Source organism: Lentibacillus cibarius (assembly GCF_005887555.1).
In the GTDB taxonomy this organism is placed as follows: domain Bacteria; phylum Bacillota; class Bacilli; order Bacillales; family Amphibacillaceae; genus Lentibacillus; species Lentibacillus cibarius.
Genome location: NZ_VCIA01000001.1, coordinates 3337815 through 3351354, shown reverse-complemented (window position 1 = coordinate 3351354; position 13540 = coordinate 3337815). Strand labels below are relative to the sequence as shown.

Sequence of the window (13540 nt, the reverse complement as noted above, 5' to 3'; positions counted from 1 at the left end):
AAGTTTACGCTGCATCGTCCTGATGTCCGTTTGTATCAATCGCACTGTCGTCGAACATAGCGCCATTGCCATAACCGCTTTCTTTACCCGGCAATACAAGGTTTAGTGTTACCCCAATAATGGCGGAAAGTGCCATTCCGGCGATTTGTAGGTTCTCCGTTAATTGGATGAACGCTCCACCGACCCCAATCACGAGAATAACCGACGCGATCACTAGATTCCGCTTATCACTCAAATCTACTTGGTTATCAATCAGCATCCGAAGTCCGTTTGATGCGATGATTCCAAACAGGAGGATGGACACACCACCCATCACCGCGGAAGGAATGGAACTGATAGTGGCTGTGATCATGCCAGTGAATCCGAATAAGATGGCTAATACCGCCGCACCACCGACAACAAACACACTGAATACCCTTGTAATGGACAGGACCCCAATATTCTCGCCGTACGTTGTATTCGGAGGTCCACCTAGGAATGAAGCAATTATCGTCGCGACGCCATCTCCAAGGATGGACCGGTGCAGACCAGGCTTTTTAAGGAAGTTTCGTCCGACAACCTTTGACAGAACCATTTGATCTCCAATATGTTCTGCGATTGTCACAAGTGCTACCGGTACCATAAGCAGGACAATTTCTCCGTTTAACACGTTCAATGGGGAGTAATCCGCAAATGGGATAACGAAGTCCGGTGTTTGAAACAGTGCGTTAATGACACCCCAAATGGATCCGGCTGATGTAATTGCTGTCCACTGCTGGCTTATTTCCGCTGTGTCCACAATGCCTTGGAAAAGGGCAAAGATATATCCGGATACGATACCAATCAGAATCGGGATCAGGCCGAAAAACCCTCGGAAGAAAATCGAAGCGACAATTGTGACGGCTAGTGTGAAAAGTGCAACGCTAAAGTGTGTACCACTATATACATTTTCATCAAGTCCCGGTACGTACATGGACATATCGATTGCAGTCGAGGCCAGGCCAAGTCCGATAACAATAATGACAGGACCAACGACAATCGGCGGCAGGATGCGCATAAGCCAATCCAGTCCCAACTTCCCGATTAATAAGGCAACTCCGCCGTATACTAAACCTGCCAGGAAGGTGCCGACCATAGCCCCGGCCGGACCGCTTGCTGCAGTTGCACCAATGATCGGTGCGATAAAAGCAAAACTAGATCCCAAATATGCAGGTATTTTTCCTTTTGTAATGACGAGATAGGCAAGTGTTCCAATACCGCTGGATACCAATGCTACTGCTGGCGACAGCCCTGTCAGAAATGGGACTAAGATAGTTGATCCGAACATAGCGAATAAATGTTGTAAGCTTAACATAATCCATTTCTGCAGTTTCGGTGCATCCTGTACATCCATGACCATTTCCTGTTTATTCATAACAATCTCCTCCCACTTTCTATATAGATTAGGACATTAAAAAACCTCTTTGCGTTAGGCCGCAAAGAGGTACACGTGTCCCTAGAATCAATACACGTTTCCTGTAAGCGACCTTCTAAACCTCACTGGATTTACTTAAAGGTCTGTTTATTCATTTCTCGTAAATGCTCACTTCATCGTGTTCGTCAATTTCATTCAGATTAACAGTAATTACTTCTTTCAAAGACGTTGGAATATTTTTCCCAACATAATCAGCTCTAATCGGTAGTTCACGGTGGCCGCGATCGACTAGCACCCCGAGTTGAATCTGTGCTGGGCGACTTATGTCCATGACCGCATCCATCGCCGCGCGGACTGTTCTGCCGGTATAAAGAACATCATCGATTAAAATAACCTTTTTATTTGTTAAATCAGCATCAATTTCTGTCCCCTTCAATTCCGGGTCATTATCTGAAGCAACTACCTCCAGGTCATCCCGGTACAAAGTGATGTCCAGTTCCCCGGTTGGAACCGTTACGCCTTCAATTTGTCTGATTTTCTCCTGCAGACGTTTGGTCAATGGAGTGCCCCTTGTTTTAATGCCAATCAGAACAAGATGTTCACCACCTTTGTTCTTCTCGACAATTTCATGAGCAATCCGGGTGAGTGCCCGTGCCATTGCTGCCTGATCGAGTACGACTGTTTTTTTCTGCAACGTTTTCACCCCTCCACAGTAAAAAATCCCTTTTTCTCCAATGAGGAAAAAGGGATTTGGATATACGTAACCTGCATACGGTTACTTTACCGACACCTTTTTAGCCTCACTGGACTATGTTTAAAGGTTCACTATTAACTAAACTTATTATCACAGAATTGTCAGCTGATGTCAATACATTTTCTCAAATTGTGTCAGAAGCTCGTGAAAATAAGATGGAGCTTCTACAACAAAGTCCAGTTTCTCCCCTGTTTTCGGATGGGTGAATGCCAATGATTTTGCATGCAAAGCCTGACCACCAATACGTATCGTTTTCCGCTGTCCATACTTGGGATCACCGACAATCGGATAACCAATATACTTCATATGAACGCGTATTTGATGGGTCCGGCCTGTTTCCAGCTGACATGAAATATGGGTGAAATTACTGTACCGTTGTAGCACCTTGAAATGGGTCACAGCATCTTTCCCATGATCAATGACCCCCATCCTTTGCCGGTTACTCGGATCTCTACCAATTGGCGCGTCAATCACACCGGTTTCATGGCCGATTACCCCATCGACAATTGCTTCGTATTGGCGGTCCACATTTTTGGCAGATAATTGTTCGGCAAGACGCTCATGTGTCTCATCATTTTTGGCGGCAAGCAACAGTCCGCTCGTATCTTTATCAATACGGTGCACGATGCCCGGGCGCTCCTCCCCATTGATGTGCGATAAACTGTCACAGTGATAAAGCAATGCATTCACCAATGTCCCGGATTGATGGCCTGCCGACGGATGAACGACCATCCCTCTTGGTTTATTGACGACCAGTAAATCGGCATCCTCGTATACAATTTCCAATGGAATACTTTCCGGTTCGATTGTCATAGACTCCGGCTCGGGCACTGCCCATTCGACAACATCACCGGTCTGACATTTATAATTGGTTTTCACCTTTGTTTCATTAACACGAACATATCCGTCTGTTATCCATGACTGAACCTGTGAACGAGACACATCAGCAACAAGTCCCGTCAGCAGTTTATCAATCCGTGTATTATGCTCCGTTTCCGTTACGCTGTGCTGTTGTATCATGTTTACGCTTTTCCTTTCGTTCATCTATAATAGTTGAGATAATTACCAGAATCACACCAACAACCAAGGAGGCGTCTGCAATATTAAAGATCGGATAATCATACCCGAAAATAATGAAGTCAAAAAAATCCACAACTTCATTTCGGAACAGTCGGTCAATGAAATTTCCGATTGCACCGCCAAGAATCAGGCTTAACGCAATAGACAGCAACTGATTTCCCTTTGCATATGTTTGCATGAAATAAATCACACCGATAATGACAATCACTGTTATGATGTAGAAAAAGGCCATTTGTCCCTGTAAAATGCCCCACGCCGCCCCACTATTACGATGGGACGTTAAATAGAAGAAGTCACCAATAATCGTTATTTGTTCCCCAAACGTCATGGTTTTTACAACTGCCCACTTAGTCAGCTGATCGATCGCAATCACAAGTAGTGCCAATATGTAATATACATACATGCTAGTTCCTCCAACTGTTTTCTCTCTTGATTATTTTACCACAAAAACAGTTACCCTGTATTATCATACACTTAAAATCCTGACTTCATTATGACTTTTATTACTATATGAGTGAATTTCACCATTTAAATACGAAACAATCGGCGTGTGCCTTGGATTTCCGCTTCAGGTGCCAGTTTGGTCTTGAGACGCCTTCTCGAGACCTTTTCGGCCGCATATGAGCTCCGTTTTGGTTTCGAGACAGCCTCTCAAGACCTTTTCGGCCACTTTTGTGCTTCGATTTGGTTTCGAGGCGGCTTCTCGGGACCTTTTCGACTACTTTTGTGCTTCAATTTGGTTTCGAGACGGCCTCTCGAGACCTTTTCTACCACTTTTGTGCTTCGATTTGGTTTCGAGACGGCCTCTCAAGACCTTTTCGGCCACTTTTGTGCTTCGATTTGGTCTCGAGGCGGCTTCTCGAGACCTTTTCGACTACTTTTGTGCTTCGATTTGGTCTCGAGACGGCTTCTCGGGACCTTTTCGGCCACTTTTGTGCTTCGATTTGGTTTCGAGGCGGCTTCTCGGGACCTTTTCGACTACCTTTGTGCTTCAATTTGGTTTCGAGACGGCCTCTCAAGACCTTTTCGACTACTTTTGAGCTTCTATTTGGTTTCGAGACAGCTTCTCAAGACCTTTTCGGCCACTTTTGTGCTTCGATTTGGTTTCGAGACGGCTTCTCAAGACCTTTTCTACCACTTTTGTGCTTTGATTTGGTTTCGAGACGGCTTCTCAAGACCTTTTCTACCACTTTTGTGCTTCGATTTGGTCGCGAGACGGCTTCTCAAGACCTTTTCTACCACTTTTGTGCTTCGATTTGGTCTCGAGGCGGCTTCTCGAGTCCTACGTACGCAAAATTTATACTAAAACAGGGATACTGACTTCATCAGTATCCCTGTTTTTTCTACTACGCTATTTAATTTTGAGTTCTTTCCTATTTCATGCACTGTAATGTTCGTTCACAATATCTGCACACCGGGAACATAAATCCGGGTGGTGCTCATCCTGACCGACAGTTTCGGCAGCTGTCCAGCAGCGTGCACACTTTTCGCCGGGATGTTTTTCTACAAGCACATGTACGTTTGCATACTCATTCGCATCCGGTGCTTCATCGGTAATATCAGCTTCAGAAACGATGAATAGCTGATGCACATTGGGAATACCATCGAGCACTTCTTTCGTCTTGTTGTCTTTTGGCACGATGGTGAGCTTAGCTTCAAGCGACTTTCCGATGATTTTCGCTTCCCGTGCTTCTTCCAATGCTTTCAAGACATCGTCCCTTACCTGCATAAAGTGATCCCATTTCTCATAAATTTCGCTAAAGCTAGTAATGTCTCTTGGCTCAGGAATATCTGTCAGCTGAACACTTTCCTCCGTTACACCAGGAATGTATTCCCAAATTTCATCAGCCGTATGAGGAATGATTGGTGTCAGCAGTTTCACTAAGGTAGTTACAATCTCGTAATAAGCTGTCTGAATGCTTCTGCGTCGATGACTGTTAGCTGCCTCGATATATAAAATATCTTTGGCAAAATCAAGGTAGAATGAGCTTAAATCAACGGTACAGAAATTATGAATCTGTGAGTAAATCGGTGAAAACTCATAAACGTCATAACTGTCCCTGACATTTTTTAGCACATGTTGCAGCCGGTGCAGCATGTAACGGTCAGCTTCTTCCATTTCTGCTTCAGGCACTGCATCTCTTTCCGGGTCAAAATCAGCTAAGTTTCCGAGCATGAACCGGATGGTGTTACGGATCTTCCGGTAAGCCTCTGAAATCTGTTTGAGAATCTCCTGCGAAATACGCACATCTGCTTGATAATCAACAGATGACACCCAAAGGCGTAAAATATCCGAACCAAGCTGTTTTTGAACTTTCAACGGATCCATGACATTGCCGAGCGACTTGCTCATTTTACGTCCATTACCGTCAAGTGTAAAACCATGGCTGATAATCGTTTCGAACGGTGCCTTACCGGTCACCGCCACTGCTGTTGAGATGGAAGAATTAAACCAGCCACGATACTGATCGCTCCCTTCCAGGTAAACATCAGCGGGGCGCTTATGATCTTCCCTTCCCATCAAAACAGCCTCATGTGAGGAACCGGAGTCAAACCAGACGTCCATAATATCCGTTTCTTTTGTAAATTTGCCATTTGGGCTATGTTCGGAAGTGAACCCTTCCGGCAAAAGCTCACTTGCCTCCCACTCAAACCAAACGTTTGACCCGTGTTCAGCAAATAAATTAGAAACATGTGTAATTGTCTCATCATTGATGATTGGTGTACCATCTTCAGCGTAGAATACGGGCATTGGCACACCCCAAGTCCGCTGGCGGGAGATGCACCAGTCTTCACGATCGCGTACCATGTTATAAAGGCGTGTTTCCCCCCATGCCGGATACCAGTTGATTCGATTGATTTCATCCAGAATATCCTGACGAAAGTCTTTAATAGAAGCAAACCATTGGGACGTCGCCCGGAAAATCGTCGGTTTTTTCGTACGCCAATCATGCGGATACGAATGGGTAATGAATGTAAGCTGCAGCAACGCGCCCGCTTCGTCCAGTTTTTCAGTAATCACTTTATTTGCCTGGTCGTAAAACAGCCCTTCAAATCCAGGTGCTTCACTTGTGAAATAGCCCTTGTCATCAACCGGGGAGAGCGGTTCGATACCATATGTTCGTGACATATAGAAGTCATCCTCCCCATGTCCTGGTGCTGTATGAACACAGCCGGTACCAGCATCAGTCGTCACATGTTCACCAAGCATGACAAGGGAGTCACGATCGTAAAACGGGTGTCTAGCTACAACTTTATCTGCTTTTTCACCTTTAAACGTTTTAATAACTTCCGGGTTTTCCCACTCCAGCGTCTCTGTCAGCGTCTCCAGTAATTCATGGGCAATCACATATTTCTCACCATTCACCGCGACAACGGCATACTCCAGTTCTGGATGGAAGGCAATTCCAAGATTGGCAGGAATCGTCCATGGTGTTGTCGTCCAAATGATGATTTTCTCATCACCATCCAGGACATCTTTGCCGTCTGTCACGTCAAATGTCACATAAATGGATGGTGACCGTTTATCATGGTATTCAATTTCCGCCTCTGCCAAAGCTGACTCTGAAGAAGGTGACCAGTAAACGGGTTTCAGCCCCCGGTAAATATAGCCTTTTTTGGCCATTTCACCAAACACTTTGATTTGTGCGGCTTCATAATCTTTCGTTAGGGTGATATACGGATTTTCCCAGTCTCCACGGACACCGAGTTTTTTGAATTGATTACGCTGATTATCAAGCTGCACCATAGCATATTCGGCACACTTTTGTCTGAATTCAGGAATGCTCATCTTTTTCCGGTCAACTTTTTTCTTTTTCGTCAAAGCCGTTTCTATTGGCAACCCGTGCGTATCCCAGCCAGGAACATATGGTGCGTGATAACCGCTCATTGATTTATATCTTGTGATAAAGTCTTTCAATATTTTGTTAAGGGCGTGTCCGATATGCAAGTCGCCATTCGCATATGGAGGGCCATCATGCAGGATAAACAGTGGACGTCCTTGCGTGCGTTCCAACCCTTTTTCATAAATTCGATCGTCATCCCATTTTTGCTGACGCTCAGGTTCTTTATTTGGTAAATTCCCGCGCATCGGAAACTTAGTCTTTGGCATCAGTAATGTATCTTTATAATCCAATTTAATTTCCTCCTATTCATTTTTAAAATTCTCTTGGCAAGTATTGTTACTTATCTCACAGTCTGGCCTGTAAATAAAAAAAGTCCTCTCTATCCCAAAAAGGGACGAGAAGACTCGCGGTACCACCCTTATAAATTTAAAATTAGCGCTCATTTTAAATTCACTTGATATCTGTAACGGGAATGAACCGTCCATTTCTACTCGTATTCAAAATGGATACTCGGGAGTGATCTTCTGAAGTGCCTTGCTGTATCAGGCTTTCACCATCCCTGATTCGCTGGGCAGTGGCGGCATTCATACTGTCTCCGTCATCATAATCAATATATTCAATTGAACCTTTATGATTATGCATTATATGTAAAATTCCAAGGAACGTCAAGGTTTAAGCATTACTGTCGGCATATTCGTGTGTTTCTTCCTGCTCTTCTTCCATTTCCTCATCAAATAAATCTTCCCAATCGTTGGTATTAATCACTTCCAACTGGGCTTCCACAAGCATTCTTAGACGGGTACGAAAAACTTTTGCCTGTTTTTTCAGTTCCTCCACGTCCACTTCAATTTTACGTGATTTATTTAGCGCCTCATTTACAATCCGGTCAGCATTTTTCTCTGCTTCTTTGATAATCAGTTTCGATTCCTTCTGTGCATTTCCCTTCAATTCTTCAGCCGTTTCTTGGGCGATTAAAATGGAATTGTTCAGTGTGTTTTCGATATTGGTGAAGTGGGACAGTTTCTCGTTCAGTTGTTCAACCTGTTCCTGTAATTCTTTCTTTTCACGAATAGTCATTTCATAATCTTTAATAATCTGATCAAGAAATTCGTTGACCTCATCTTCGTCATAGCCGCGAAAACTTCGTGTGAACTCTTTGTTGTGAATGTCAAGCGGTGATAATGACACACAAACCACCTCCTTATATTTATCAGTTACAATCATCATCATATAAGTCAATTAGTGCAGCATATTATCTTTTTCGACACTAAATCCAAAAATCCTGCATCATGTGCCGAATTATTTTAATACAGCGGCAGTTATACTTATATTATCTTTCTTCGTGTACCCGTTGATACGCACTAGCTTGCTTCTGCCTTTTCCCCGCAGTGAAAGTATATCACCTTCTTCAAGGGTGAATTTTTTGTCGTCGGCAACCTTATGATTCACCTTTACCAAACCTTTTGTAATCATTTCAGCTGCATGTTTTCTGGATAATTTGTAGATGGATTTCAAAACGGTATCCAGTCGCAATGAAGACACAATATAATCGGATGGCACCCAAGTCGTTTCACTTTCTATGATTGCTGAAAGCGGCTTTTCTTCCAGGCTGATGCTCGCTTTTTTGATGGCTGTAAGATTCAACCGTATATACATAGCAATTTCATCCGTTGTGATCATTTGCACCTGTCCATCCGCCACAGTAATATCGCCCAGTTTTTTCCGTTTGACACCGAGTGATAAGAATGCGCCCATTACGTCACGGTGTGTAATGGAAATAAACTTATTATGGTAGGAAGCCTGCAATAAAGCCAAGTGGAACGAATCTTCCGTAATGGTTTCATACATTGGTGCAATCATGACCCGTTTCCGTTCGGCTGCTGGACTTCCTCCATATGTGCAGACCTGTAAATCCTCAAGACTTGTCCCGGCAAGCATGTCAACAATCTGCTGTTCCCTCGGATCCAAAAAATCAGTAAGCTTTGGCTGATACGTCATCTCCACATCCCTTATCCAAGACAAGGCATGGTCAATGAATGGCTGCTCTTCTTTTCTGAAATGCTGGTATATATCCATCGCAACCACCTAGAACCAGTTGAATAGAACCGGGACACCATACATTCTGGCAAAATAAAGAACCATAATAGCGACAATCGGGGAAAAATCAATCATGCCTAGTGGTGGTATGATCTTCCGGAATGGTTCAAGATACGGTTCGCATATTTTCGTTAAAAAACTCCCGAATGCTGATTCACGTGCCCCGGGGAACCAGGACATGAAAATATAAATAATTAGCGCAAAGCTGTACAGTTGCAATGCCCCGGACAATAAAACAAATAGTGTTCCCATACGCTGTTACCATCCTTTATAAGATTCGTCTTCTTCTGTTAATGTATTAGTTATACTTCCCGAAACATCCACATTTTCCGGTGTACATAAAAATGTCCCGGAACCAAGTTTCTGAATGTCTCCATTCACGGCATACACGGTTCCGCTTAAAAAGTCGACAATGCGTTTCGCCTGCTGGTGATCGACACGATGCAAATTAATGACTACGGCCCGTCTATTCACCACATTGTCGGCAATCTCCTGTGCTTCATTGTAATTGCGCGGCTCATATAATACAACTTTCGATGACTGCTGCTGGATACTTGTTAAATTAACAACATTTTCGCCGCTCCGTTTTTGCTCGAATCCGGACCTAGCATCAGGCATATCGTTATCTGCACCCTGGTCAACGTACATCTCTTCCTCGTCTACTGTGAAAAATGTTTTTAATTTGTTCATCACACTCATTATCTTCACCTCGCTTATTGGGGACCAACTAGTGCTGATCCAATACGGATATGTGTCGCTCCCTCTTCATCGCAATTTTATAATCATTCGTCATCCCCATTGATAAATAATTACACGGGGCATGCTGCAACTGTTCAGCCTTTACCGCCTCCCGTAATGATGCCAGCTTCCTGAAAATATTGCGCAAATAGGCTTCATCATCAATGTGCGGTGCCATCGTCATCAATCCGACAACCTGGATATTCGGATATTGTTTCAGCTCCTTAATAAAGGAGACAGCATCGTCGGCGCCAATACCATGTTTAGATTCTTCACCACTTACATTCACCTGTACAAAACAGTCAACAGGGCGAGAGGAGCGTTTATTCAATTCCTTAGCAAGTGACATTCGGTCAAGTGAGTGAATCACATCAACTTTGTCTATAATATCCTTGACCTTTCGTGATTGCAATGTACCAATGAAATGCCATGATGCATCATCTTGTATGTATTCATATTTCTCTAGAAAGCCTTCCAGTCGATTTTCGCCAAGATTCGCGATCCCGGCGTTTATCGCTTCTTTTGCTCGCTCTATTGTAACATATTTCGTAACACCTATTACCGTTATTTCTGCAGGATTTCTGCCGCTGTTTTCACACGCTTGCCTAATATTTTGATTAATGCGTTCCAAATTAGTTGCTACATCCATTTTAACCCATTGCCCTCCCCTTGATAATCAATTTTCAAATCCAATATAACCTAACATCCTCCCCGTTTTGCCATTATCTCGGCGATGCGAGAAAAATAGTGACTCATCACGGAATGTGCAATAATCTGTCATATCTATATTACGACGTAAGACACCATGATGTAAAAGGATTTCTGAATTTAATTGTTTTAAATCGAGTAAAAAACGGCCATTGGCTTTGGGAGTAACGACTTTTTTGTGAAAATCACGTGGAATATACCGGATTACATGTTCATCAACCTCGTAAAACTCACCGGAAATACTAGGTCCTATCGTCACATATAAATTTTCAGTGTTTGTACCCACAACCTTAAACGCTTCAATCATGTTTTCACCTATGCCGTTAACGGTACCTTTCCAGCCCGCATGCGCGATGCCGATATATCTAGATACGGGGTCAAGGAAAAAGATAGGGACACAGTCTGCAAAAAAAGCGGTACACAATAAACCGTTAACATTTGTAATCAGTCCATCAGTACATGCTAGTGAATGTTCATAGGCTGTTGCCCCCTTTCCTTTATCCTCAATGGTTACCGTATGCACATTTGTACTGTGTGTCTGTTCTCCCGATACCCATGTTGATAACGGAAAACCGATTGATTCACCAAGCTTTTTTCTATTGGTGAGCACATCTCTTTTACTATCGGATACATGGAGACCGAGGTTTAGCGAATGAAAAGGATCAGCACTAACACCTTCCTTTCTCGTTGTAAAACCAGCTTTTAATCCCGGGCTCATTGCCTGCCATTTGTTTAATGTCAATATGGATTCAGTCAGTGGCTGGAATGGTTCAGTCATAAAGGTACCTCCTGCTCTTTTCTTCCTTCATTCTACCACACTTGAACGTTACAGGCAGTCAATCCTGTCTGCTGATACTTCTATCAATGTCAATAATGGATATGCTGCTCCGGGTAAAGAGAAGGTGTTTTTACATCACGCACCAAAATGATATCTGATCCGATTACTTCTATATGATTCCATGGGATAATCAATTCGTCTGTTTTACCGAAAAAGCCTGCCTTTTTATCTTTAACATAAATAACAATCGCCTTAATCCTTCCACTATCACCGTCTATTTCCAAATCGGCAATATGTCCTAGCCGTCTGCCATCATCCCGAACGATAACTTCTTTTATTTGCAACTCCGATAATGTTATCACTTGAACTCACCTGCCTTATTCCCATCATATGCAGGATAAGGCCGAAAATATTATTACAGCATAACACCATATAAAAATCGGCGCCGTTTAATAGCTGGCGCCGATTGTACTGTTAGTTATTTTATTTTGGTCAATAAGTGCGGCAAGCACAATATTTATTCAAACATTTCTTTATTCATCTGATGAATTGCCGCTTTTTCAAGACGGGAGACTTGTGCCTGAGATATGCCAATTTCATCTGCCACTTCCATTTGGGTCATGCCTTGAAAGAAGCGTTTATTTAATATAGATTTTTCCCGTTCTTCTAATTGATACATTCCTTCTTTAAGTGACAGCTTGTCAGCCCACGAAGAATCCGTTTCTTTTTCATCACTCAACTGGTCCATGACATAAATCGGATCTCCGCCATCATTATAAATTGGTTCAAATAAGGATACTGGATCCTGTATAGCGTCAAGCGCAAATACAATATCCGAGTGTGGTACACCCATTTTTTCGGCAATCTCCATTGCTGTCGGTTCTTTTGAAGTCTCATTAATTAGTTGTTCTCGAACCTGAAGTGCTTTATAGGCAGTATCTCGTAATGACCGTGACACTCTGATTGGATTATTGTCACGTAAATATCGTCTAATCTCGCCTATAATCATTGGAACAGCATACGTGGAAAACCGTACATTATGTCCTAAATCAAAATTATCGATTGATTTCAAAAGTCCAATACAGCCTATTTGAAATAAATCATCACCGTATTCACCACGGTTATTAAATCGCTGAATAACACTCAATACAAGCCGCAAATTGCCATTAACCAGTTCTTCGCGTGCTTGTAAATCACCTTCATGCATTCGTTTAAATAATGCTCGCATTTCATCGTTTTTTAGTACTGGTAAAGTTGACGTATCAACTCCGCAAATCTCAACTTTATGTTTTGTCATATTCTACCCTCCCGGTTGGAGATGCTGTTCATGGACAGTATCTCCCCATAGGAGGGTTTTTATGCAGGCACTTCTCGGTTACAGCTTGTCTGGAACCGGCTTGACTTCACGCGAGCGTACGTCAGACCATTTTATTAAATTCTTTTTGCAGCCGGCGGATGATTTTCTTCTCTAGTCGGGAAATGTATGATTGGGAGATACCTAGCATATCGGCTACATCTTTTTGTGTCTTTTCTTCCTCACCGGCCAGACCAAATCGCAATTCCATAATTTGCTTTTCCCGCGGATTCAACTGAGAAAGCGCGTCTTTTAGGAGATGTTTATCAACCTTTGTTTCCATATCTCTCGTTGTCACATCTTCTTCGGTCCCCATTACGTCGGATAGAAGTAATTCATTTCCATCCAGATCAATATTTAGTGGCTCATCAAAAGATATTTCTGATTTTAACTTATTGTTTCTTCGTAAGTACATTAGTATTTCATTTTCAATACATCTTGATGCATAGGTTGCAAGTTTAATTTTCTTTTCAGGATTAAACGTATTCACAGCCTTGATTAGTCCGATAGTACCAATGCTGATAAGGTCTTCAATATTTATGCCGGTATTTTCAAACTTCCGTGCAATATAAACGACCAAGCGCAGATTTCGTTCGATAAGCATAGCTCTGGCCGATTTGTCCCCTTTAGAAAGCAATTCCAGCAACCGCTGCTCCTCTTCTTTTGACAATGGTGGCGGGAGTGCTTCACTTCCACCTATGTAATAAATTTCATCTGTTTTGAGACCCAGTTTGAATAATAATTTATACCACCATAAACGCAGTCGAAGTCTTAGTAATTTCAAATTAAGTCG

13 protein-coding genes, 1 pseudogene and 1 other annotated feature are annotated in these 13540 nt (G+C 42.8%); all 14 genes and pseudogenes read right to left on the bottom strand.

Annotated features, from left to right (window positions below; all coding sequences use genetic code 11):
• Window positions 1–4: 4 nt before the first annotated feature.
• The 14 genes and pseudogenes from FFL34_RS16460 to sigE all read right to left on the bottom strand — a co-directional run bounded on the left by FFL34_RS16460 (window position 5) and on the right by sigE (window position 13531).
• Entirely contained in the window at window positions 5–1393 is a 1389-nt protein-coding gene (locus tag FFL34_RS16460) for a solute carrier family 23 protein (protein WP_138604404.1), read from the bottom strand.
• Between the two features lie 151 nt (window positions 1394–1544).
• On the bottom strand, window positions 1545–2087 hold the full coding sequence (pyrR, locus tag FFL34_RS16455; RefSeq protein WP_138604403.1) for a bifunctional pyr operon transcriptional regulator/uracil phosphoribosyltransferase PyrR: 543 nt from the start codon (window positions 2085–2087) through the stop codon (window positions 1545–1547).
• Window positions 2088–2258: 171 nt separating this feature from the next.
• Complete coding sequence (locus tag FFL34_RS16450; protein ID WP_138604402.1) at window positions 2259–3167, bottom strand: RluA family pseudouridine synthase; 909 nt, start codon at window positions 3165–3167, stop codon at window positions 2259–2261.
• Window positions 3130–3630 (bottom strand): signal peptidase II, encoded by a 501-nt coding sequence (gene lspA / locus FFL34_RS16445; protein WP_138604401.1) that lies wholly within the window; start codon window positions 3628–3630, stop codon window positions 3130–3132. The genes FFL34_RS16450 and lspA overlap by 38 nt, the downstream gene beginning before the upstream one ends.
• Before the next feature lie 975 nt (window positions 3631–4605).
• Window positions 4606–7362 carry an isoleucine--tRNA ligase gene (gene ileS / locus FFL34_RS16440; protein ID WP_138604400.1) on the bottom strand — a complete coding sequence of 919 codons (2757 nt, stop codon included), beginning with the start codon at window positions 7360–7362 and terminating at the stop codon, window positions 4606–4608.
• A gap of 97 nt (window positions 7363–7459) precedes the next feature.
• Window positions 7460–7683, bottom strand: a binding site (T-box leader).
• Between the two features lie 61 nt (window positions 7684–7744).
• Window positions 7745–8260, bottom strand: a complete 516-nt coding sequence (locus tag FFL34_RS16430; RefSeq protein ID WP_138604398.1) for a DivIVA domain-containing protein — start codon at window positions 8258–8260, stop codon at window positions 7745–7747.
• 111 nt (window positions 8261–8371) lie between these two features.
• Window positions 8372–9148 carry a YlmH family RNA-binding protein gene (locus FFL34_RS16425; RefSeq protein WP_138604397.1) on the bottom strand — a complete coding sequence of 259 codons (777 nt, stop codon included), beginning with the start codon at window positions 9146–9148 and terminating at the stop codon, window positions 8372–8374.
• 9 nt (window positions 9149–9157) lie between these two features.
• Window positions 9158–9421 (bottom strand): YggT family protein, encoded by a 264-nt coding sequence (locus tag FFL34_RS16420; protein WP_138604396.1) that lies wholly within the window; start codon window positions 9419–9421, stop codon window positions 9158–9160.
• 6 nt (window positions 9422–9427) lie between these two features.
• Window positions 9428–9817 (bottom strand): cell division protein SepF, encoded by a 390-nt coding sequence (locus FFL34_RS16415; RefSeq protein WP_456085606.1) that lies wholly within the window; start codon window positions 9815–9817, stop codon window positions 9428–9430.
• A gap of 65 nt (window positions 9818–9882) precedes the next feature.
• A pseudogene (locus FFL34_RS16410) lies at window positions 9883–10556 on the bottom strand (YggS family pyridoxal phosphate-dependent enzyme).
• Window positions 10557–10583: 27 nt separating this feature from the next.
• Window positions 10584–11393: a peptidoglycan editing factor PgeF gene (gene pgeF / locus FFL34_RS16405; protein WP_138604394.1), complete on the bottom strand. Its 810-nt coding sequence runs from the start codon at window positions 11391–11393 to the stop codon at window positions 10584–10586.
• Between the two features lie 89 nt (window positions 11394–11482).
• Complete coding sequence (locus FFL34_RS16400) at window positions 11483–11755, bottom strand: YlmC/YmxH family sporulation protein (RefSeq protein WP_138604393.1); 273 nt, start codon at window positions 11753–11755, stop codon at window positions 11483–11485.
• Window positions 11756–11910: 155 nt separating this feature from the next.
• Window positions 11911–12690 carry an RNA polymerase sporulation sigma factor SigG gene (gene sigG, locus FFL34_RS16395; RefSeq protein WP_138604392.1) on the bottom strand — a complete coding sequence of 260 codons (780 nt, stop codon included), beginning with the start codon at window positions 12688–12690 and terminating at the stop codon, window positions 11911–11913.
• Between the two features lie 121 nt (window positions 12691–12811).
• On the bottom strand, window positions 12812–13531 hold the full coding sequence (sigE, locus tag FFL34_RS16390) for an RNA polymerase sporulation sigma factor SigE (protein WP_138604391.1): 720 nt from the start codon (window positions 13529–13531) through the stop codon (window positions 12812–12814).
• Window positions 13532–13540: the final 9 nt, after the last annotated feature.

Coding starts and splice junctions, on each gene's coding strand:
- pgeF (WP_138604394.1), bottom strand. CDS start 11,393: ATGACTGAACCATTCCAGCCACTGACTGAATCCATATTGACATTAAAC.
- FFL34_RS16460 (WP_138604404.1), bottom strand. CDS start 1,393: ATGAATAAACAGGAAATGGTCATGGATGTACAGGATGCACCGAAACTG.
- sigG (WP_138604392.1), bottom strand. CDS start 12,690: ATGACAAAACATAAAGTTGAGATTTGCGGAGTTGATACGTCAACTTTA.
- FFL34_RS16420 (WP_138604396.1), bottom strand. CDS start 9,421: ATGGGAACACTATTTGTTTTATTGTCCGGGGCATTGCAACTGTACAGC.
- FFL34_RS16425 (WP_138604397.1), bottom strand. CDS start 9,148: ATGGATATATACCAGCATTTCAGAAAAGAAGAGCAGCCATTCATTGAC.
- FFL34_RS16450 (WP_138604402.1), bottom strand. CDS start 3,167: ATGATACAACAGCACAGCGTAACGGAAACGGAGCATAATACACGGATT.
- FFL34_RS16415 (WP_456085606.1), bottom strand. CDS start 9,817: ATGTACGTTGACCAGGGTGCAGATAACGATATGCCTGATGCTAGGTCC.
- lspA (WP_138604401.1), bottom strand. CDS start 3,630: ATGTATGTATATTACATATTGGCACTACTTGTGATTGCGATCGATCAG.